This window comes from Nocardioides sp. NPDC006273 (genome assembly GCF_040613495.1).
In the GTDB taxonomy this organism is placed as follows: domain Bacteria; phylum Actinomycetota; class Actinomycetes; order Propionibacteriales; family Nocardioidaceae; genus Nocardioides.
In genome coordinates this window covers 25,105-44,729 of the sequence record NZ_JBEXSD010000025.1, presented here as the reverse complement: position 1 = coordinate 44,729, position 19,625 = coordinate 25,105, and the positions used below count along the sequence as shown (strand labels likewise).

Annotated in this window: 19 protein-coding genes and 3 tRNA genes; 10 read left to right on the top strand and 12 right to left on the bottom strand. The window is 69.3% G+C overall.

Annotated elements, in window-relative coordinates; translation table 11 throughout:
* The first annotated feature begins 193 nt into the window (after positions 1 to 193).
* Entirely contained in the window at positions 194 to 886 is a 693-nt protein-coding gene (locus ABZZ22_RS13070; RefSeq protein WP_354931747.1) for a nitroreductase, read from the top strand.
* Positions 887 to 993: 107 nt separating this feature from the next.
* On the opposite strand, the gene ABZZ22_RS13065 is transcribed toward ABZZ22_RS13070, so the two are convergent.
* Together ABZZ22_RS13065 and ABZZ22_RS13060 are read right to left on the bottom strand one after the other, a co-directional pair.
* Complete coding sequence (locus ABZZ22_RS13065) at positions 994 to 3,081, bottom strand: YhgE/Pip domain-containing protein (protein WP_354931744.1); 2,088 nt, start codon at positions 3,079 to 3,081, stop codon at positions 994 to 996.
* On the bottom strand, positions 3,078 to 5,780 hold the full coding sequence (locus ABZZ22_RS13060; RefSeq protein WP_354931741.1) for an MMPL family transporter: 2,703 nt from the start codon (positions 5,778 to 5,780) through the stop codon (positions 3,078 to 3,080). Before ABZZ22_RS13060 ends, ABZZ22_RS13065 begins: the two co-directional genes overlap by 4 nt.
* A gap of 61 nt (positions 5,781 to 5,841) precedes the next feature.
* Here ABZZ22_RS13060 and ABZZ22_RS13055 point away from each other — a divergent pair, with 61 nt between their 5' ends.
* Both ABZZ22_RS13055 and ABZZ22_RS13050 read left to right on the top strand, forming a co-directional pair.
* Positions 5,842 to 6,462, top strand: a complete 621-nt coding sequence (locus ABZZ22_RS13055) for a TetR/AcrR family transcriptional regulator (protein ID WP_354931738.1) — start codon at positions 5,842 to 5,844, stop codon at positions 6,460 to 6,462.
* A 46-nt stretch (positions 6,463 to 6,508) separates the two neighbouring features.
* Positions 6,509 to 7,735 (top strand): TerC family protein, encoded by a 1,227-nt coding sequence (locus ABZZ22_RS13050; RefSeq protein ID WP_354931735.1) that lies wholly within the window; start codon positions 6,509 to 6,511, stop codon positions 7,733 to 7,735.
* 9 nt (positions 7,736 to 7,744) lie between these two features.
* Here ABZZ22_RS13050 and ABZZ22_RS13045 read toward each other — a convergent pair whose 3' ends face one another.
* Entirely contained in the window at positions 7,745 to 8,656 is a 912-nt protein-coding gene (locus ABZZ22_RS13045) for an AraC family transcriptional regulator (protein ID WP_354931732.1), read from the bottom strand.
* A 73-nt stretch (positions 8,657 to 8,729) separates the two neighbouring features.
* Here ABZZ22_RS13045 and ABZZ22_RS13040 point away from each other — a divergent pair, with 73 nt between their 5' ends.
* Both ABZZ22_RS13040 and ABZZ22_RS13035 read left to right on the top strand, forming a co-directional pair.
* Positions 8,730 to 9,518, top strand: coding sequence for an NmrA family transcriptional regulator (locus ABZZ22_RS13040; protein ID WP_354931729.1), 789 nt, complete (start codon positions 8,730 to 8,732; stop codon positions 9,516 to 9,518).
* Positions 9,515 to 9,952 (top strand): anthrone oxygenase family protein, encoded by a 438-nt coding sequence (locus ABZZ22_RS13035; protein ID WP_354931726.1) that lies wholly within the window; start codon positions 9,515 to 9,517, stop codon positions 9,950 to 9,952. Before ABZZ22_RS13040 ends, ABZZ22_RS13035 begins: the two co-directional genes overlap by 4 nt.
* On the opposite strand, the gene ABZZ22_RS13030 is transcribed toward ABZZ22_RS13035, so the two are convergent.
* Positions 9,949 to 11,286, bottom strand: a complete 1,338-nt coding sequence (locus ABZZ22_RS13030) for a serine/threonine-protein kinase (RefSeq protein ID WP_354931723.1) — start codon at positions 11,284 to 11,286, stop codon at positions 9,949 to 9,951. The two genes, ABZZ22_RS13035 and ABZZ22_RS13030, sit on opposite strands and share 4 nt — an antisense overlap.
* Before the next feature lie 66 nt (positions 11,287 to 11,352).
* On the opposite strand from ABZZ22_RS13030, the gene ABZZ22_RS13025 reads away from it, so the two are divergent.
* Positions 11,353 to 11,721 carry a hypothetical protein gene (locus ABZZ22_RS13025; protein WP_354931720.1) on the top strand — a complete coding sequence of 123 codons (369 nt, stop codon included), beginning with the start codon at positions 11,353 to 11,355 and terminating at the stop codon, positions 11,719 to 11,721.
* A gap of 382 nt (positions 11,722 to 12,103) precedes the next feature.
* On the opposite strand, the gene ABZZ22_RS13020 is transcribed toward ABZZ22_RS13025, so the two are convergent.
* Positions 12,104 to 12,176, bottom strand: a tRNA-Arg gene (locus ABZZ22_RS13020).
* 107 nt (positions 12,177 to 12,283) lie between these two features.
* Between ABZZ22_RS13020 and ABZZ22_RS13015 the strand changes: the two genes are divergently transcribed.
* Positions 12,284 to 13,333, top strand: coding sequence for a LuxR family transcriptional regulator (locus ABZZ22_RS13015; protein ID WP_354931717.1), 1,050 nt, complete (start codon positions 12,284 to 12,286; stop codon positions 13,331 to 13,333).
* Positions 13,334 to 13,344: 11 nt separating this feature from the next.
* Here the strand turns inward: ABZZ22_RS13015 and ABZZ22_RS13010 are convergent, their stop codons facing one another.
* The 3 genes from ABZZ22_RS13010 to ABZZ22_RS13000 all read right to left on the bottom strand — a co-directional run bounded on the left by ABZZ22_RS13010 (position 13,345) and on the right by ABZZ22_RS13000 (position 14,357).
* Positions 13,345 to 13,554 (bottom strand): hypothetical protein, encoded by a 210-nt coding sequence (locus tag ABZZ22_RS13010; protein WP_354931714.1) that lies wholly within the window; start codon positions 13,552 to 13,554, stop codon positions 13,345 to 13,347.
* A 179-nt stretch (positions 13,555 to 13,733) separates the two neighbouring features.
* Positions 13,734 to 13,827: transfer RNA gene (locus ABZZ22_RS13005), tRNA-Ser, on the bottom strand.
* 44 nt (positions 13,828 to 13,871) lie between these two features.
* Positions 13,872 to 14,357 (bottom strand): hypothetical protein, encoded by a 486-nt coding sequence (locus ABZZ22_RS13000; protein WP_354931711.1) that lies wholly within the window; start codon positions 14,355 to 14,357, stop codon positions 13,872 to 13,874.
* 98 nt (positions 14,358 to 14,455) lie between these two features.
* Between ABZZ22_RS13000 and ABZZ22_RS12995 the strand changes: the two genes are divergently transcribed.
* A complete protein-coding gene (locus ABZZ22_RS12995; RefSeq protein ID WP_354931708.1) occupies positions 14,456 to 14,761 on the top strand; it encodes a hypothetical protein in 306 nt (101 codons plus the stop codon).
* A gap of 24 nt (positions 14,762 to 14,785) precedes the next feature.
* Here the strand turns inward: ABZZ22_RS12995 and ABZZ22_RS12990 are convergent.
* From ABZZ22_RS12990 to ABZZ22_RS12975, 4 genes are all read right to left on the bottom strand, one after another.
* Positions 14,786 to 14,873, bottom strand: a tRNA-Ser gene (locus ABZZ22_RS12990).
* 43 nt (positions 14,874 to 14,916) lie between these two features.
* Positions 14,917 to 15,147, bottom strand: coding sequence for a biotin/lipoyl-binding carrier protein (locus ABZZ22_RS12985; protein ID WP_354931705.1), 231 nt, complete (start codon positions 15,145 to 15,147; stop codon positions 14,917 to 14,919).
* 48 nt (positions 15,148 to 15,195) lie between these two features.
* A complete protein-coding gene (locus ABZZ22_RS12980) occupies positions 15,196 to 16,962 on the bottom strand; it encodes a hypothetical protein (protein ID WP_354931702.1) in 1,767 nt (588 codons plus the stop codon).
* A gap of 85 nt (positions 16,963 to 17,047) precedes the next feature.
* A complete protein-coding gene (locus ABZZ22_RS12975; protein WP_354931699.1) occupies positions 17,048 to 17,824 on the bottom strand; it encodes a carbon-nitrogen hydrolase family protein in 777 nt (258 codons plus the stop codon).
* A 106-nt stretch (positions 17,825 to 17,930) separates the two neighbouring features.
* Here ABZZ22_RS12975 and ABZZ22_RS12970 point away from each other — a divergent pair, with 106 nt between their 5' ends.
* Together ABZZ22_RS12970 and ABZZ22_RS12965 are read left to right on the top strand one after the other, a co-directional pair.
* Entirely contained in the window at positions 17,931 to 18,500 is a 570-nt protein-coding gene (locus tag ABZZ22_RS12970) for a molybdenum cofactor guanylyltransferase (RefSeq protein ID WP_354931696.1), read from the top strand.
* 147 nt (positions 18,501 to 18,647) lie between these two features.
* Entirely contained in the window at positions 18,648 to 19,622 is a 975-nt protein-coding gene (locus tag ABZZ22_RS12965) for an NAD(P)H-quinone oxidoreductase (protein ID WP_354931693.1), read from the top strand.
* Positions 19,623 to 19,625 lie beyond the last annotated feature (3 nt).

Here is a 19,625-nt window from a genome sequence, read left to right as displayed (position 1 = left end):
GGACCTCGAGTCTTCGTCGCGCCGCGGTAAAGGCCTCCGTCCGATCCCTGGGTATCACCCGAACCGGGTAGGACCCAGGACTGTGGGGTCGGCCACCTTCGCACTCTTCGAGGAATACCGGAGAGTCCCTCCGCATTGCGCAAGGAGTGGACCGAGGCCGCCCGGCCCGGCAGACCTGAGAGGAACCATTCTTGTGAGCACGACCGCCGTCGACACCTTCACGGACGTGATCCGATCCCGCCGCTCCGCGCGGGCCTTCCTGCCCGACCCGGTGCCCGCCGACGACATCCGTGGGGTGCTCGAGGACGCCCAGCGCGCCCCGTCGCACAGCAACACCCAGCCCTGGGAGGTCCATGTCTTCTCCGGTGACGCCCGCGACCGCCTCAGCGAGGCGATGCTGAAGGCGTTCGAGGCCGGCCAGATGACCCCCGACTTCACCACGACGTACGGGGACGACGACAGCGTCCACGTCCAGCGCTCACAGCACGCCGGGGCCACCCTCTACGGCGCCCTCGGCATCGCCCGGGATGACCAGGACGGACGTGCCAAGGCCGTCGCCGAGAACCTTCGCTTCTACGGCGCGCCCCACGTGGCACTGCTCTTCGTGCCTCAGCTCGGCGATGTCGTACGCGCCGCCAACGATGTCGGCATGTACGCCCAGAACTTCCTGCTCTCCCTCACCGCCCGCGGCTACCACGGCGTCCCCCAGGGCATGCACGGCCTCTTCGCCGACACCGTCCGCGCCCACCTCGGCCTGCCGGCCGACCTCAAGCTGCTCTACGGCATCTCCTTCGGCACCGCCGACCTCGACGCCTCGGTGAACCGCGTCGACATCGGCCGCGCCCCGCTCGACGAGCACATCGTGCTGCACGACACCTCGCTCTGAGCCGCCGCTCCGAGCTGTAACACGTCGTTCGTAGGTCTACTCGCCTTTTATAGCGACCGGATAGTCCTACGAACGACGTGTTACCAAGCGCTCCACACCGGCACCGCTCAACCAGCGACAGCCGCCCCGCGGACCTCCGCCACCGACGTACGCTGCGCGCGCCCGGCCGCAAAGACGCTGACCGCGAGCGCCAGCAGGAGCCACAGCACCAGGCCGGCGAGCGAAGCACCCACCGCCGATCCGCTCTGCGCGACGGCGACCCCGCGCAGCGCCTCGGCAGCGAGCGGGACCGGCAGGATGCTCACGAGCGCGTCCAGCGGCCCCGGTGCCGTGGCCACCGGGAGCAGTCCGCCGAGCGAGACCAGCTGCAGAGCGAGGAAGGCCAGCGAGATCAGCCAGCCCCGACGCTGACCGGCGAGCGCGACCGCAGCCTGGTGCACCGCGACGAACACGGTCGCAGCGAGCGCCGCGGTCCCAGCCGTGGCGACAGGCCGGGCGAGGTCGGCGCCGAGCGCACCGATCACGACGACGATGAGCACCGCCTGCACCAGCCCGACAGCCACGGCGGGCCACAGGCCGAGCAACGCGAGGCGACGAGCCGGGAGCGCCTCCCGAAGCCGCCTGACCGGGAAGGCCGAACGCAGCAGATAGATCGCGAACGCACCCAGCCACAGCGCCAGCGCGATCACCGCCGGCGCCAGTCGCGTCGCTCCCGAGATGGACGGCCCGGAGGCGACCGAGACCTGCACCGGGTCGGCGACGACCTCGGCCTGCTTCTCATCCGGGACCGCGATCTGCGAGGCACCTTCGTCGAGCCCGGAAGCCAACGAGGACGCACCCTCGCTCAGCGAGGAGGTCCCGGCAGACAGATCGTCAGCACCCGAGGCCAGCGACGCCGACCCGTTCTCGAGCTGCTTCGTCCCGGAGGCGAGCCGGTCGGCACCGGAGGCCAGCGAGGAGGCGCCGTCGCCCGCCTTGCCGAGACCGCCCTCGAGCTCACGCGCCCCGGCAGCGAGCCGGGCGTTGGCGTCGGCGACCTGCGACGCCCCGGACGCGACCTTCTCTGCCCCGTCCGCCGCCGTCGAGATCCCTCCGGTCAGCTCGGGAGCCGCCTGCGACAACGCCGATGCTCCTGAGGCGACCGAAGCCGCTCCGCCGGCGAGCTGGTCGGCCTGGCCACCGCCGGGACCGACCGCCGCGCCGGTGGCACCGCACAGCTGCGGCTTGGATGCCGCCAGCAGCGGGTCGCTCGCGCACGCCTGCGCCCAGCCCTTGGCGAGCTGGGTGTAGCCGTCCACTCCCTCCGAGACCTGCGCGGCGCCGGTCGCGAGTGCCGAGGCCTGCGACGGGAGCTCCGCGGTCGACCTCTCGAGCCGATCGAGACCACCAGCGAGCGAGTCGGCTCCGGCGGCCAGCGAGGAGGCACCCTTCGACGCCTTCCCTGCGCCCCTCGTCAACGAGTCCGCCCCGCTCTCGAGGCGCCCGAGACCACCCGCGAGCGAGTCGACCCCGCCCGCGACCTGCGCGGCGCCGTCGGCCGCCCCGGAGGCACCGGAGCTGAGCGACCTGGCGCCGTCGGCGACCTTTCCCGCACCCGAGTCGGCGGCAGAGGTGCCGTCGGCGAGCTGGTCGGCACCGTCGGCGGCCGAAGTCAGGCTGGACTTGAGCTTCCCGGTCTGGTCGCGAACCCCGTCGAGATAGGTCGTGGTGACCGTACGCCCCAGGGTCGATGCCGACTGCCGCGCGACCTGCCGTGCGATCTCGGCGGTCACCTCGCTCGAGACCTCGGACGCCTCCACGCCCACCCGGCCGGCGCTGGGGTCGCTCCCCTGCACCCCGGACAGAGTCTTGGACAGATCCTCCGGGATCGTGATCACCGCGGCGTACGTCCCATCGGCATAGCCAGAGCGCGCATCCTCCTCGTCGGTGAGCTCCCAGCCGAGCGTGGGGCTCGTCGACTCCGAGGAGGAGACCAGATCGGCGGCCAGCGCTCTCCCGGCGTAGATCGTCTGCTTGTTCTTCCCGCTGCCCGTCGTCACCGGCTCGTCGAGGTTGACCACGGCGGCGGGGATCTGGTCGAGGTTCTCGGCCCGGTCGCTGAGCGCGACGAGCGCGAGCGCCGTCACCACGACCGGCAACAGGATCGCGGCGGCGACCAGACGCCGGCCGCCCCACCATGATTTCGTACGTTTCATCGGACTGTCTCCAGGTCGGCGACCGGAGCAACGGCGTCAGCGAGCTCGGTCTGAGGTTGGGTGTCGGCAGGCGGCACGGCGCGAGCGATCGCATCCGCTACCTGTGGCACGGCGGGCAATGACGGCATCCCGAGAAGCACCGTGGCGCCTCGCGAGGTCAGCGCGGACAGGGCAGCTATCTGGCCGCTGTCGAGCGGGACGGGGCTGTCGATCGCGACCAGCACCGGCACCCGCCGGTCCTCGGCGAGCCGAAGCGCCTCGGCGACGCTGCCGACGAGGGCCGCCCGGGCACGTACCGCTCCGGACTCCTCCGGCAGCAGCCGGTCGAGCACCACCAGCTGCCCGGAGAACCCGAGCCGGCCGGTGAGTGCCGCGAGCGCAGCAGAGCGCGCCACGGGATCGGACCCGTGGACGACGCCGATCCCGGCGGGGCGAAGCGTCAGGTCGAGCGGAGCGAGCGCACCGGCGACCGCGACGTGCCACGCCCGAACCGTGACCTCGCCGTGCGAGTCCACGAAGTCGGCGTGCTCGAGATGGTGGACGAGCGCCTCGCCCTCGATGTCGAGTACCGGCATCCGGCGATCCAGCCAGCGTGGCAGCCACCAGGCCCGGGGCCCGAGCAGGGCGAGCACCGCCGGCACCAGCGTCATCCGCACCAGGAACGCATCGATGAGCACACCCACGGTGAGACCGAGCGCCATCGGTTTCACGATCGGGTCCCCGTTGGGGACGAAGGCCGCGAAGACGGCGATCATGATGATCGCCGCGGCGGTGACGACGCGCGCGCTGGCGGTGAACCCGGTGTCGACGGAGCGCCGCGCGTCACCGGTGTGGACGAAGTCCTCGCGCATCCGGGAGACCAGGAACACCTCGTAGTCCATCGCGAGACCGAAGAGCACGCCCATCAGGATGATCGGGAAGAACGCGATCACCGGGCCGACCTTGGCGACGTTGAACAGGTCGGCGCCCCAGCCCCACTCGAAGACCGCGGCGACGACGCCGAACGATGCCGCCACCGACAGGACATAGCCCAGCGTCGCCTTCAACGGGACCGCGATCGATCGGAACACGATCGTCAGCAGGATCAGCGACAGCCCGACGACGACAGCGCCGAACGGCAGGATCGCGCCGGAGAGGCGGTCGCTGACGTCGATGGCGACCGCCGTCTGCCCGGTGACCATCACGTCCTCGATCCCGAACCGCTTCTCCAGGTCAGCCGAGTCCGCACGGATCGCCTCGACCAGCGCGGCGGTCGCCGGATCGCTCTTCTCGGTGGTCGGGTAGATCACCACGAGCCCGAGGTCGGCGGTCCGGTTCGGAGTTGCCAGTGCGACCTTCTGGACACCGTCATAGGCCCCCAGCGACTTGCCCAGAGAGTCCATCACCCCGATCGGGTCGGTGGTGTCGATGATGTCCGCGGTCACGAACAGCGGCGCGTTGTAGCCCGGTCCGAAGTCACGGCTGATCAGGTCGTACGTCTCCCGCTGGCTGCTCCCCGGATCGGCGCTTCCGTTGTCGCTCAGTCCCAGTGCGAGGTCGCGCGCGGGGATCGCCAGGACGGCGATCACCAGCAGCGAGACCACGACGGCGAGGACCGGCACCTTGGTCACCAGCCGCACCCAGCGCGCCCCGAGAGTGGTGGCGTGAGGCCGCCCCTCCGCGACAGCCTCACGCCGATGGGCCCGAGACCCAGGCTTCGGCCGCAACCGCTCCCCCGCGAGCGAGAGCAGAGCCGGCACGGCGGTGAGTGCGACGAGCACCGCGACCAGGACGGCCGAGGCTGCTGCGTACCCCATCACCGCCAGGAACGGGATGCCCGCGACCACGAGGCCGCACAGCGCAATGATGACCGTGACACCTGCGAAGATGACCGCGCTCCCCGCAGTCGCGACCGCCCGGGCGATCGACTCCTCCACCCCGAGACCGGTGGCGAGCTGGCTGCGGTGGCGGGCGATCACGAACAGCGCGTAGTCGATGCCGACCGCGAGCCCGATCATCAGCGCCAGGGTCGGGGTCGTGGCCGAGATCGTGGTGACCGCGGCGACCGAGAAGATCCCCGCCATCGCGATCGCCACCCCGAGCAGCGCGGTCAGGATCGGCAGGCCGGCGGCCAGCAGCGACCCGAACGTGATCGCCAGGACCAGCAGGGCGATCAGGATCCCGATCCCCTCGGTCGCGCTGACGTGCACCCCGGTGACGGAGTACGCATCCCCGCCGACGTGGAGCTCCAGCGAAGACCCCTCGGGCAGTTCCGCAGCTTCTTCGAGATCCGAGGTCACGCCCTCGGGGAGCTCGTCGAGACCGCGGTCGAGCTGCACCGTCGCCAGCGCGTCGCGGCCGTCTTCGCTCACCGTCCGGCTCTCCGACGCCAGCGGGTCGGTGACCGTCGCGACATGGCCCACCTTCTCGACCTCCGCAAGCACCGCCCGGACCTCCGCGCGGTGGTCCTCGATCCTCTCCCCCTCGGGAGCCACGAAGACCAACTGCGCCGAGGTCCCGGAGACCTCGGGGAAGCGCTGGGTGAGCGCGTCCAGGCCCTGTTGGGACTCCGTCCCCGGGATCGTGAAGTCGTTCTGCAGCTTGCCGCCGAGCGAGACCGTCAGCACGCCCAGCAGCACAGCGAGCAGGAGCCAGAGGGCCAGCACGGTCTTGGCTCGGCGCGCGACCTGCCGGCCGAGGCGGTAGAGGTAGGAGGACACATTCGATACATTAACGCATTCGATACGAAAATGTATCGTCGGCATATGTGAGGATTGCTACATGACCGAGGTGAAGGCCCCCAGGCGACGTACGAACACCCGCGCGCGACTGCTGGCCGCGGCCGTCGACGTCTTCGTCGAGCGCGGGGCGCGCCGAGTCACCGTCGACGACCTGGTCAGCGCCGCCGGCTACACACGCGGAGCCTTCTATTCCAACTTCGGCAGCGTCGAGGAGGTGCTCCTCGAGGCGTTCAAGGAGGAGTCCGAGAGGCTGATCGATGCCGTACGCACCGCCGTCGCCGACCACAGCGACGCCGACTCGAGCGGATCGCTGATCAGAGCGGCCTTCGACGCGGTCGGGCCCGTGCAGGACCGGTGGTACGTCCTGCAGAGCGAGGTGGTGCTGCAGAGCCTGCGCGACCCTGATGCGCGAGAGATCAGCTCGGCGACCTTCACGGCGCTCAGCGAGCAGCTCGTCGAGGTGGTCGAGCTCGCCCTGGACCGCCTCGACTGCACCTCCACGATGCCGACCGACCTCCTCGCCCAGACGATGATGGGCGTCTTCCTGCACAGCCTCACGATGCGTACGATCCGGCCCGACGACCCTCGTGCCGACCGGCTTCTAGACGACGCGCTCCCCCAGATCCTCGATGGGGTGTCGATCCCGCGCACCTCCGCCTAGGCTGGTCCGCGAGTCTCACTCGGACCGACTCCAGGGGGTTGTCAGCATGGGCGCACCGACATGGGTGTGGGTGGCCACCGTGGCCGCGATCGTCGGCCTGCTCGCGTTCGACTACTTCTTCCACGTACGCAAGGCCCACACGCCCACGCTGAAGGAGGCGGCCACCTGGTCGGCTCTCTACGTCGCGATCGCGCTGCTCTTCGGCGTCGGTGTGCTGATCATCGGTGGCGGCACGATGGGTGGGGAGTACTTCGCCGGTTACATCACCGAGAAGGCGCTCTCGGTCGACAACCTGTTCGTCTTCCTGATCATCATCACCAGCTTCCGGGTGCCCCGCGAGGACCAGCAGAAGGTGCTGCTCTTCGGGATCACCTTCTCGCTGATCGCGCGCACCGGCTTCATCTTCGTGGGCGCGGCTCTGATCAACACCTTCGCCTGGGTGTTCTACCTGTTCGGGCTGATCCTGCTGCTGACGGCCGGCAACATGCTGAAGCCCGACGACGACTCCGACAAGGAGAACTTCGTCGTCCGGCTGGCCAGGAAGATGTTCCACGTCAGCGAGCACTACGACGGCGACAAGCTCTTCACGATGGAGAACGGCAAGCGCATCCTGACGCCGATGCTGCTGGTGATGGTGGCCATCGGCGGCACCGACATCCTGTTCGCGCTCGACTCGATCCCCGCGATCTTCGGTCTGACGCAGAACGTCTACCTCGTCTTCACCGCAACCGCGTTCTCCCTGCTCGGCCTGCGCCAGCTCTACTTCCTGCTCGACGGCCTCCTCGACCGGCTCATCTTCCTGTCCTACGGGCTGGCCGCGATCCTCGCCTTCATCGGCGTGAAGCTGGTCCTGCACGCGCTCCACGAGAACAACGTCCCGTTCATCAACGACGGCGATCCCGTGCAGGTGGTCGAGATCAGCACCGGCCTGTCCCTGAGCGTCATCCTCGGCGTACTCGTGGTCACCGTCGTCGCGTCCCTCTTCAGCAAGCGCGGCCGGGCCAAGAACGCCATCGCCAACGCCCGCCGGCACGCCGCCGCGTACCTGGACTCGGAGTACACCAGCGACCCCGCCGAGCGTGAGCGCATCCACAACGCCCTCCTCGCCGAGCGCGACCTCATCATCTCCCTCGGCCCGGAATACCTGCAGATGGCGCGCGAGGAGACCCCTCTCATGGAGCTCCTCGAACGCGCGCTCGCCAGCCACACCGCCGCCGTCGAGCGCGGCGAGGCGTCATCGGCGGGGCCGCCGAAGATCCTTCGCGAGGAGTAGGCCAGGGCCTCAGGCGACATGGCGGCTCCGGTAGGAGGTCGGCGAGGTGCCGTGGAGGCGCTTGAAGGCAGCGCTGAGTGCGAACGGGTTGGCGTAGCCGACGCGGGCGGCGATCGCCGACAGCGTCAGGTCCGTGCCGACCAGCAGGTCTGCGGCCAGAGCGAGCCGCCACCGGGTCAGGTACGCCAGCGGTGGCTCGCCGACCTGCTCGGTGAAGCGGCGCGCCAGAGCGGCTCGCGAGAGACCGACCTGCTCACCGAGACCGGCGACCGTCCAGGGCAGCTCGGGGTGCTGTTCCATCGCCCGCAGCACCGCGGCCACGGCCTCGTCGGCAGGAAGTGCCGGTGAGTCCGCAAGCACCTCACGCACGGCTTTGACCACGAGTACGTCCAGCAGCCGGTCGAGCAGAGCCGCCTGTCCGGCCTCCTCACGCACCAGCTCTGTCGACAGCAGGTCGAGAACGGCGGTGTCGAAGCCACGCAGCACCACGCTGGTCGGCAGCCGGGACAACAGCAGCGAGCCCACCGATGTCTCGCGCTCATAGGTCCCGATGAGCATCACGGTCGCCTCCGGCGAGCGACTGTTTCCCCAGGTGCGTACGCCGAGCGCCAGCTCCTCGGCGAGCAGAGCCCCGTGAGGGTCGACGCAGACCTGGCCGGGCAGGATCCGGATGTCGGCGAGGCGATCGGCCGAGTCGGCGATGACGTAGGTCGCCGGCCCGCGGCACACGATCACGTCACCGGCTGACACCTTCTGCGGTCCCTCGCAGCCGGTGAAGACCGCCTCGCCGCGGGCGATCGCGATGACCGTGAGCGGCACCTCGTCCTCGGCGGTGATCGACCACTCCCCGGCGAACACTGCCTTCAGCAGGAAGGCGGCCTGGGCCCGTGGACCGTCCATGAGCAGATCCAGTGACGACATGGTGAGACGATAACGCATGCTGCCTGGAGTTGGGCGTATTCCATCGTCGCTCGCGGCAAGCCAGATTAAAGGCATGACAACTCTCATCACCGGCGCCACCGGCAAGACCGGGCAGCGCGTCGCCCGCCGCCTCCAGACCCTTGACCACGACGTACGTGGGGTCACCCGCCACTCGACGCCCCGGTTCGACTGGCACGACCAGACCACCTGGTCCGAAGCCGTCGACGGCTGCACGTCGGCCTATCTGACCTTCCAGCCCGACCTCGGCCTTCCGGGTGCCGACGAGATCATCGGCGCGTTCGCCGCTCAGGCGGTCGCCGCGGGCTGCAGCCGTCTCGTACTGCTCTCCGGTCGCGGCGAGGACGGTGCCCAGCGAGCCGAGCAGGCCATGATGGCCTCGGGCGCCGAGTGGACGATCCTGCGTTCGGCCTTCTTCGTGCAGAACTTCACCGAAGGCGCGTTCGCGGACGAGCTCGCGGCCGGGTCGCTCACCATGGTCGAGCACACCGCCACCGAGCCGTTCGTCGACGCCGACGACATCGCCGACGTCGCCGTCGCAACCCTCCTCGACAAGGGCTACGTCGGCCGGGTCCTGGAGCTCACCGGGCCTCGGCTGCTCAGCTTCGAGGAGGCCGCGCACGCCATCGGCGGGCCCACCGTCGCGTACCACTCCATGCCCACCGAGGACTACATCACGGTCCTGACCGAAGCCGGATTGCCGGCGGCCGACGCGGCCGGGCTGGCGTACCTCTTCGAAGAGGTTCTCGACGGACGCAACGCGCATATGACCAGCGACGTCGAGACGGTCCTGGGCCGCGCTGCTCGGAGCATCGACGATCTCGACCGGAGCGAGCGGGCATGAGCGAGGTCGTACTCACCGGCGCGAGGCTGCTCAACGGCGTCACCGCCGGCGTCTACATCGCCTTCCTGGTCGCCTTCATGCCGGCGCTGCACGGCCAGCCGGACGAGGTCTACGCACGGGTCATGAACCGGCTCAACGTGGTCATCGTCAACCCGGTGTTCCTGGCCTTCTTCCTCGGCGCCCCGCTCCTGGCCCTGATTCTCCTCGGATGGCATCGGAGCCCGCTCGCCATCACCGCCGCCTGCCTGGCCGTCGCCGCTGTCGTCATCACCTTCGCGGCGAACCTGCCGCTGAACGACGCCCTGGCGAACGGCGGCTCCGTGTCCGCGTTCGAGAAGCCGTGGCTGATCTTCCACACCCTGCGAACTCTCGCCGCAACCGGTGCCTTCGTTCTTCTCAGCCTGCCCGGGACCGTCACCCGGGTCTCGGGCTAGCAGCAGACGACCGCCTGCACCTCGAACAGGGTGTCCTCCTGGCGCTGCATGTTGACGTAGCCCTGGTCCACCCAGACCACCCGGAAGAGCCCGTCCCCGAGGTCCTCGACCCGCCGCTCGCCGGCGGCGTCGAGGTCTTCGAGGATGTGGTAGTAGAAGCCGTCGCCGCCGTTGGCGTCGTCGGTGCAGTCCCAAGCGGCCGGATCGTCGAGGTCAGGCATGTAGAGGCCGGCGGCCTCGCAGTCACCTGCCTGGAGCGCGTCGACGAACCGGACGGCCGCGGTCTCCGCGCCGCTGACCGGCTTCCCAGCCGCGGTCTCCGTGCCGCTGGCCGGATCCTCGGCCGGACCGCCGCGCGCCACGAACCAGGTCGTCGCACCGACAAGAACCAGCGCGACGCCGACGGCGGCCGCGACGAGGACGGAGTTGCGCCGGCGGCGCACGGGCGACGGCTGCGGCTGCGTCGGGGACGGGGACGGCGAACGGAGCACGGTCGGCGCATCCGAAGGAGGCGGTACGACGACTGCCCTCCCGTCGGCCGCAGCGGTGAGCGCTGCGGCGAAGCTCCCTGCGTCCGGCCAGCGGTCCTCGGCCCGCGGCTCCAGGGCGCGCATGATCACCGCGGACACCGTTGCCGGCACGGGCGCGACCGTGCCGAGGTCGGGAACCCGGGACACGACCGTCAACGCGGGCGCGGGTGAGCGGCCCGCGAACATCGCCCACGCAACCGCGCCCAGGCTGCGTACGTCGGCACGATGGTCGATCGGCAGCGACTCGTCGAACTGCTCGGGCGCCATGTAGGCGGGCGTCCCGATCTGCCTGGTCACCTCCGAGTGCTGGTCGAGCGCGCGGGCCACGCCGAGGTCGGCGACCATCGCGCGCAGCCGACCGTCGGACCCGCCGGTGAGCAGGATGTTGGCCGGCTTCACGTCGCGATGGATGACCGAGAGCGCGTGCAGTGCGTCGAGACCGGACGCGGCCTGTGCCACCACGCCGGCCACCATCTGCGGCGGCATGCCTTGCGGGTGCTGGGTGATCAGCTCCGCGACGCTTCCCGCGTCGGCGTACGACATCACGAAGTAGGGCGCACCCGACGGGGTCTCGCCGATGTCGTGGACCGAGACGACGTGGGGCGAGTCGACCGACCGAAGGAAGCGCGCCTCCTGCAGGAACCGCTCCCGGATGTCGGACGCCTGAGTCCATTGCGCACTGAGCACCTTCACGGCCACCAGCGAGTCGAGGACCGGGTCTTGGTAGAGCCACACCTCGGCGAATCCACCGGAACCGAGAGGCTTGACCTGGCGCAGGCGCCCGAGGAGCTGAGGAAGGGTCACCGGGACATTATGGGGCCGCGCCTCGACCGGAGCGCGCAATCGGGACGTTCCAACTACCATCGCCGGATGCAGGCGAAAGAGCTGGTCGGGGTCTACGACGCCGACAGCGGGCTGCGCGGAGAGGCCGCCTACGTGTGGGGGCGCCTTCGTGGCAGCCGCCACTGCTCCCTGTGCGACATCACCCACTCGCCACTGCGCCGAAAGCCCAGCTGGGACGAGCTCCTCGCTCGACTCCCCGTCCCGTTCACAACGCTGCACCTCAACGAGATGCCCGCCGACGTAGCCGACGTCGTCCGTACGGCGGGAGCGCCGGTCGTCCTGATCCGGACCGAGACCGATCTGACCGTCATGCTCGATGCGGCGGACCTCGAGCGCGCAGGCGGTGACGTGCAGCGCTTCGAGCAGGTGCTCCACAGCCGCCTCGAGGCGCACTGAGACCGTGTCGTCCTGTTTGCGCTGCGACGGCGTCCATACGGTGGCGGCATGACAGAAGATCACGACACCGAGCTCCTGGTCCGCGACCTTCGGATCCTCGGCCTGGATCCCGCGTACGACGGTCGGGTGAGCAGCCTCCGAGTGGTGGTCGGGCGGATCGTCGCCCCGACGGACTCAGGGCCCGCCGCAGATCGCGGGCCACACCAGCCTGCACGTCCTCTTCCCGATGAACAGCAAGACCACGGCCCTCACCGCCCTCCTCGACCTCTAGCCCCGCCGTCCGCACCGCGTTGAGGTGGCGATGCGAGGACTATCACTCCGGCAGCCGTTGAGCCGAGAAAGGCCCACGTCCCGGTCAGGGAAGTGGGCCTTTCGTGTTCTGCGCGCCTGTAGGGATTCGAACCCCAAACCTTCTGATCCGTAGTCAGATGCTCTATCCGTTGAGCTACAGGCGCAGTGTTACCGAAGCAACGTGTAGAAGATTAGCGGATGATGGTCCGTGACCAGAAATCGCCACGTGTGAGAGGATCTGGCGCCAGCCACAGCATCGGGGAGGTGGAGCGTGAGCAAGCGTCAACCCACGCCGTCCGGCGAGGAGAAGAACGTGACCAACGGGGGCCGCACGCCAGGAACGCACGAAATGCTCGAGGCCAAGAGCATCGAGCTGTTCGAACTCATCGCGGACAGAGGCGAGATTCCTGCATCAGACGCGCGGATCAGTCAAGGCGGAGAGTTCGCCGACGCGCTGGCCTCGCTGATCGAGCTCGGGCTGGTTCGCCAGGCCGGCGAAGATGACGCCAGCTGGGTGCCTGTCGACCCGGCGACCGTCCAGGCACAGATCGTCGCGCCGATGACGCAAGAGGGCATCCGACTGCTCCAGGAGTCGGCCGATTGGGCCAACCACTTCACTACGCTGCGCAGCGCGTGGCGACGATCGGCTCCCAATGACGAGCGTGGCCCCTTCACCTACGTGCATCGCCCCGCGATCCAACCGTTCGTCGACTCGCTCGCCGCGGAGTGCGAGTTCGAGGCGCTCACCGCGCAGCCTCAGAACAGGAGAGCTGGCGGGGACGCGCTGGCAGAAGCGATCGCCAAGGAGCAGGCGATGATCGAACGGGGCGTCACGATGCGCACGCTCTACCAGCACGCCGCGAGGCGCAGCAGCGAAACCAGGGAATACGTTTCAGCAGTCGTTGCGGCGGGCGGCGAGGTCCGCACACTTGATGAGTTCTTCAACCGGATTCTGATCTTCGACCGCCGGATCGCAGTCATTCCCAGCCCGGAAGGCGTTGACGTCGCTGTCGCTGTTCGCGAGCCGTCTGTCGTCGCGTATCTAGTCGATGTCTTCGAGCGGGCCTGGGAACGAGGGCGGCCGTTCGGGCACGGCGACCCGTCCACCCTGAAAGACATCGCCAGCGAGCAGCGGTCGATGACCCTCCGGATGCTGATCGAAGGACACTCGGACCCGGCCGCATCAAAGCGATTGGGCGTCAGCCCGAGAACCTACGCTGGCTACGTCGCCGACCTCAAGGACGAGTTCGGCGTCGATACCCGCTTCCAACTCGGCTACGAGATCGGGCGAAGCGGGTCGAACGCCATCGATGACAACTGATGCTGGGGCGGTCAGCCCCAGGTGATGTCCTTCGCCTGAGTCTTCGAGGCTGAGGCGCCGGTGAGACCCCAGGTGATGTCCTTCGCCTGGACCGTCTCTCCCTGCTCAGCACCGACTCCCCAGGTGATGTCTGCCTGGGCCTGGCCTGCTGGGAACAGCGTGACCACAACCGTTGCCGCCGAGGCCAGCGCGATAGCCGCCGCAGTGCGTACGAGCTTCATGTTCTTACCTTCCTGGTCTCGAGGCCGAACAGGTGCCGAGAGGCCTACGGGATGATTATTGTGCAGGTTGGGTACTTTCGGGTAACCCATGTTCCGGCGTGCGGACTTTCGCAGTGCTCAAAGATGCAGGTCAGAACGCAGTTTGGCCCCCAACCAAAGGGGGCCAAACTCGTTGAAACTGGCGGAGGCGGAGGGATTTGAACCCTCGATGGGGTTTAAGCCCCAAACTCGATTAGCAGTCGAGCGCCATAGACCGGACTAGGCGACGCCTCCATACCGCGCGATCAGGCTAGCAACACCTGAGCGCCTGGGACCAATCAGGAGGCGTCGGTCTGGCCTGAGGTGGTGTCGAGGGGCTTGATCGTGGCCTTCAGATAGCCCTGGATCTCGCGCACGAACTGCTCCCGATCGATGCCGATGATGGTCACGGGAATGGTGGTCGCGCCGCCCTTCTTGAGCCGCAGCTCCAGGCACGGCGAGCCGGCGGGTATCGTGGTCACCGCCTCCTGGATGTCGGCCCAGCGAGCCTCGCGCACCCCGGCACCACGCACGAACGCGACTCGGTAGCCCTGGGCGCTGGCGCGCAGGACGTACGCCTTGTTGCGGAGCCACCAGCCGAACCCGATCACTGCGGCGATGCCGAGGACCAGCGGGACGAAGAGCCACGCGAAGTCGATCCGAGCCGCGATCACGACAGCCGTGCCGGCGAAGACCAGCAGCGCCAGACCGACCACGGCGGCACCGAGGAGGCGGGCCTGCACGGTGGGGGCAAGGCGGTAGTAGGTGAGCTCAGCAGATGACACGCTCCCATTGTGGCCGACACGGAGCCCGAGAGCCGCATCGGCTTGCTCCCTGACGTGACCTAGGTCACAATCTGCTCATGACAGGTGTGCTTCCTAAAATGTCGGACGCTCTTCGGGCCCTGGATACCGCGATCGCCGCTCCCCGCCCTGGCGCCAACGTCGGCCTATGGCGCTGGTCGGTGCGTCAGCGCCTCGCAGGCGTACGCGAGGCGCTGATGGTCCTCGACACCGGCCAGGAGTGGCGCGCCCTCAGCGACGTCAACGCGCTCCGCGACCGGGGCACGCTGCTGAGCCGGCTCGCCGTCCTCGCCGACGACGTGCTCGACCGCACGGACATCGAGGATCTTCTCCTCGAGCTGCGGCGGTTGATGATCGACGTCGATCGGCACCTGCAGGAGGTCTAGCCTCGGCCAGCTTTCGCTGGCACTTGGCAGAGGGGGCGGGATTCGAACCCGCGGTAGGTCTCCCTACGACCGCTTTCAAGGCGGTTCCGATCGGCCACTCCGGCACCCCTCCATGCGCCCGTGGGCGCGGGAACTGAGTCTAGTAGTCCTGAGCCTCAGGCGCTCAACTCGACGAGGATGTCGCCCTCCTGGACGACATCTCCGCTGGCGACCTTGACCGCCGCCACGGTGCCCGCCGCCTCGGCGAGGACCGGGATCTCCATCTTCATCGACTCCAGGAGCATGACGGTGTCCCCAGCGGCAACCTTGTCTCCAGGCTGCACTCCGACGCTCATGACGTTCGCGACCATCTCAGCAGCGATCGTGGTGGGGGTTCTGCGGTTCATGAGCCGAACCTATGGGTTACCCGAAGGTAGACCCAGCCAGGAGGCGCCTCAGAGCAACGCGTGGGTGCGCCCCGGCTCCGGCCGCACGGCGCTGGCCTCGTCGGCCTCACGCGCCGCCCTGCGGCCACTTCCGGCCTGCGTGGAACCGGTGAGGGCGAGGTCGATGCGGATGATGATGAAGGCGATCGCCAGACCGATGACGATGCTGTAGACGATCGAGAGCGCAGCCTCGGCGAGCCCGATGTCGGGGTTGAGGAAGGTGCTGGCGACCGGCGCGGTGAGCGCGACACCGAAGAGGCAGACCCACCAGCCCTGGCGGCGACGAGCACGCATGTGGGTGCCCCAGACCAGCGCGGGGACTCCGAAGAGCGCCTGGATCGGGTGCGGGTAGCCGCCGAGGTGGATGCGGCACCAGCGCTGCATGTCGTCGACCGAGTCGATCAGGTCGGTGCTGCCGTAGCGGCGCAGCATCTCGGCGTAGATCAGGGTGAGCGCGAGCATCAAGCCGCCGATACCGACCACGATCGCGCCGCGCCGGCCGAGGCCGTGCAGGCCGGCACCGAGGCGGTAGACCGCGAAGAAGGCGATGGCGAGCGAGCAGGCGAGCGTTGCGTACTCGAATCGGGAGACCATCACGACCGGCTGGAAGCCGAGCGCGGCGAAGCTTCCGAGCGCGGCGATGCCGACGGCGATGAATGCCTCTCGGATCGTCTTCGGGAAGCGACGCGACGGGACCGTGCTCATCACGGCGAGGACCGCTGCGACCGATGCGACCAGAACCGCCGCCCCCGTACGCAGGGCCTCGTTGTCCACGAGCACCACGACGAGCCCGGCGACCCCGGCCAGCGAGCCGAAGATCAGCGGCCGGCCGCCGGTGCGGTGGGCCAGCGCGAAGGTGAAGGCGGTGCCGACGACGGCGGCGCCGAGGCCGCCGAGGATCTGCGGGCCCAGGTCGAAGGCGCTGACCGCCAGGCCCAGCAGGCCGACGGCGAGCGCGGCCAGCCAGATCGCCCGGACGGTGCCGGCGGTCAGGCTCTCGATGATGCCGAGACCGGCGCGGGCGGCACCGGCTCCGGGAACTCGCGGCTGGGCGAGGAACGAGGTCACCTTGGCCGCCGCGGCAGGGCGACCAGCCGACTCCGGCTCGTAGGGAGCAGCCGGACCGCGGACCGGCTCGAGATGGCCGGACTGGTAGGGATCGGACTGGTAAGGGTCAGCCTGATAAGGGTCGGCCTGGTAGGGGTCAGCCGGGTAGGCGGGCTGCTGCACGTGGGACGGCGTCTGCGGCGCCTGCGCCAGACCGGTCATCCCGACGTAGGTCCCCGTGGTGGAGTACGCCGGCATCTGCCGTGCGCTCGGCGGGGGCGCGGTCGGCCCGCTCAGCGCGGGCTCCGGCTCGGTGCGGAACCCGGGCGCCGGGTAGCCGCCATAGGGGTCCTCCTCCGGCGCCGTCCGCGCTGCACGCTTTCCGGTGTAGCCGTTCGGCTCGTCCGGCTGCTCCGCCTCGGCGCGCCCGGCGATCCGTCGGCCACCACCCGTGGGAGATGCGTCCGGAGACGGCTGACGCTCGTCGTACCACGTCTCGTCGGTCCAACCGTTCGTGCTCCAGCTCTGCCCGTTGCTCTGTGTGTCGAAGGGCTGACCGGTGTCCTGGCTGGGCTCCTGGTAGCCGGACCAGTCGTCCTCCGCCCACTGGCCATACGCCAGCGCCTCGCTCGAGGTGGGCTCGACATAAGCGGGTGTGGGCTCGCTGCGACCGGCTGCACGACGGCCACGCTTGCTCTTGTCAGCGCGACGGCGGGGGGCTCGGTCCATAACAGGCGAGGATACCGGGGAAGGGGTGAACCTAACGAGTCATCGATATCCGTTTACCGCTGTGACGGGGAGTTGTTGACGAGGGTCACATTCTGCGGTTGACCAGGGACGGGTTGGTCCGCCGAGCCTCGTCCAGGACGGCCCGGTCGATCGTCGCGGAGATGATCTCGTCGCCGTCCCCGGCCTCGGCCAGCACGTCTCCGAGCGGGTCGACGACCATCGAGTGTCCGCAGTAGCGCGGCGCCGACTGGGCGGCGGCCGCGATGAAGACGGTGTTCTCGACCGCGCGTGCGCGCACGAGGGTGCGCCAGTGGTCGACCTTGCGTGGCCCGGCCACCCACGCCGCCGGCAGCACGATCAGCTCGGCGCCCTGCTCGACCAGCCGCCGGGCGAGCTCGGGAAAGCGCAGGTCGTAGCAGGTCATCAGGCCGGTTGGCACCCCGCCGACATCGACCACCACCGGTTCGGTCGCACCCGCGACCAGCGCGTCGGACTCCTTGTAGCCGAAGGAGTCGTAGAGATGGATCTTCCGGTACGCCGCCACCGCCCCGCCCCGCACGAGCAACGTGTTGAACGGCCTGCCGTCGGGATCGCCGCTGGTCTCGAGCATCCCGGCCACCACTGTGCTCCCGCGCTTCTCCGCCACCCGCGACAGCTCGGTCCCGAAGGGCCCGTCAGGTTCCTCGGCGTAGGGGCTCAGGTCGGACCCCGGCTTGCCGAAGTCGCGCGCGAAGACCTCAGGGAAGACGACCAGGTCACTGCCCTGCGGGGTGAGCTCGTCCAGGAGCGCCCGGTTGGCATCGGGCTCGAGTCCCGAGGCGTGCTGCACGAGGCTGATCCGGAGGCTGTTCCAGGTGGTCATATGTCCAGACTAGAGTCGGCCGCGTGAACGAGCGCCAGCGAGTGAGCCGTCGAATCATCACGCCGCCGCGTCCGTATTCTGGCGCTTGCGCGACGGAGGTGGCGGCGTGACTGCTTGGGACGAATGGGAGCCGTACGCAGCGGTGTTGCTCGCCGGAGGACGCAGCTCTCGCCTCGACGGGATCGACAAGTCCGGGATCGAGCTCGGCGGACGGACGATGCTGGCCTGGGCGCTGGACGCCGTTGTCGACGCGACCGAGGTCGTCATCGTGGGCGACCCGGTGAGGACCGAGCGTCCGGTGACCTTCGTCCGCGAGGATCCCCGTTTCGGCGGCCCGGTCGCCGCCCTGCTGACCGGCGTCGACGCGCTCCTCACGCCGCGGGCGTACGTCGGGGTGGTTGCCGTCGACATGCCCTTCCTGCGACCGCGGACCCTTTCGCGGCTGCGGGAGGCGGCGTTCGGCCACGACGGCGCGGTGCTCGCCGGGCCCGACGGCCGCCGACAGCTGGCGCTGGTGCTCTCCGCCGCACGGCTCGCCGACGTCCGCCCGGACCACGAGGGGCAGCACGGGATGTCGTTGCGCACGCTGCTGACCGATCTGACGCTGATCGAGGTCCCGTCCGAGGGCGACGAGCACCGCGACATCGACACCTGGACCGATCTGAAGGCGCTCTGAGGGGTCGCCGCGGCGCCTCACGCGAGCTGTAACACGCTGTTACACGGTCTATCCGGTCGTCATAACGACCGGATAGACCTACGAACGACGTGTTACACGTCGCCGGGGCACAGCTCGCCACTCCCGCAGCCCCCTAGGCTGGGTGGCATGCGAGCCGTCGTAGCCGAGCAGCCCGGAGGGCCCGAGGTCCTCACCGTCACCGACCGCCCCGACCCGGAGCCCGCGCCTGGCGAGGTCGTGATCGACGTCGCCGCTGCGGGACTCAACCGGGCGGACCTGCTCCAGCGGCAGGGCTTCTACCCGCCCCCGAAGGGCGCGAGCGACATCATCGGGATGGAGTGCAGCGGCGTCGTCTCCGCGGTCGGTGAAGGTGTCGAGGAGTGGCAGGAGGGCGACGAGGTGTGCGCTCTCCTGGCCGGGGGCGGCTATGCGACGAAGGTGGCTGTCCCTGCCGGTCAGGTGATGCCGGTGCCCGAGGGCGTCGACCTGGTCACCGCCGCAGCCCTCCCCGAGGTCGCCACAACCGTGTGGTCCAACGTGTTCATGGTCGGTGGCCTGACCCCTGACGAGACGTTCCTGGTCCACGGCGGCGCCGGTGGGATCGGCACGATGGCGATCCAGCTCGCCAGCCGGCTCGGCGCCCGGGTGATCACCACGGTCGGCTCGGAGGAGAAGGCCGAGCTCGTGAAGGCTCTCGGCGCCGAGGCGGCCATCAACTACAAGGACCAGGACTTCGTCGAGGTCGCCAAGGTCTATGGCGGCGCCGATGTCATCCTCGACAACATGGGCGCGAAGTACCTCGCCCGGAACATCGACGCCCTCAACCCCGAAGGCCGGCTGGTCATCATCGGCATGCAGGGCGGCAGCAAGGCGGAGCTCGACATCAACGCCCTGCTCCGCAAGCGGGGCGCGGTGATCGCCACCAACCTTCGCGGGCGACCGGTCGAGCAGAAGGAGACGATCTGCGAAGAGGTCGTCGCGCACGTCTGGCCGATGATCGAGGCCGGTGACGTGAAGGCGGTCGTGCAGGACGTACTTCCGCTGGAGGATGCGGCCGAGGCCCACCGGCTCATGGAATCCGGCACGCACACAGGCAAGATCCTGCTGACCACCGCGGGCTAGGTA

What these genes read in the sequence shown, in the direction of transcription:
- ABZZ22_RS13065 (WP_354931744.1), bottom strand. Translation starts at nt 3,081, where the DNA reads ATGAAACGTACGAAATCATGGTGGGGCGGCCGGCGTCTGGTCGCCGCC.
- ABZZ22_RS13055 (WP_354931738.1), top strand. Translation starts at nt 5,842, where the DNA reads ATGACCGAGGTGAAGGCCCCCAGGCGACGTACGAACACCCGCGCGCGA.
- ABZZ22_RS13050 (WP_354931735.1), top strand. Translation starts at nt 6,509, where the DNA reads ATGGGCGCACCGACATGGGTGTGGGTGGCCACCGTGGCCGCGATCGTC.
- ABZZ22_RS13045 (WP_354931732.1), bottom strand. Translation starts at nt 8,656, where the DNA reads ATGTCGTCACTGGATCTGCTCATGGACGGTCCACGGGCCCAGGCCGCC.
- ABZZ22_RS13040 (WP_354931729.1), top strand. Translation starts at nt 8,730, where the DNA reads ATGACAACTCTCATCACCGGCGCCACCGGCAAGACCGGGCAGCGCGTC.
- ABZZ22_RS13035 (WP_354931726.1), top strand. Translation starts at nt 9,515, where the DNA reads ATGAGCGAGGTCGTACTCACCGGCGCGAGGCTGCTCAACGGCGTCACC.
- ABZZ22_RS13025 (WP_354931720.1), top strand. Translation starts at nt 11,353, where the DNA reads ATGCAGGCGAAAGAGCTGGTCGGGGTCTACGACGCCGACAGCGGGCTG.
- ABZZ22_RS13010 (WP_354931714.1), bottom strand. Translation starts at nt 13,554, where the DNA reads ATGAAGCTCGTACGCACTGCGGCGGCTATCGCGCTGGCCTCGGCGGCA.
- ABZZ22_RS12995 (WP_354931708.1), top strand. Translation starts at nt 14,456, where the DNA reads ATGTCGGACGCTCTTCGGGCCCTGGATACCGCGATCGCCGCTCCCCGC.
- ABZZ22_RS12985 (WP_354931705.1), bottom strand. Translation starts at nt 15,147, where the DNA reads ATGAACCGCAGAACCCCCACCACGATCGCTGCTGAGATGGTCGCGAAC.
- ABZZ22_RS12980 (WP_354931702.1), bottom strand. Translation starts at nt 16,962, where the DNA reads ATGGACCGAGCCCCCCGCCGTCGCGCTGACAAGAGCAAGCGTGGCCGT.
- ABZZ22_RS12975 (WP_354931699.1), bottom strand. Translation starts at nt 17,824, where the DNA reads ATGACCACCTGGAACAGCCTCCGGATCAGCCTCGTGCAGCACGCCTCG.
- ABZZ22_RS12965 (WP_354931693.1), top strand. Translation starts at nt 18,648, where the DNA reads ATGCGAGCCGTCGTAGCCGAGCAGCCCGGAGGGCCCGAGGTCCTCACC.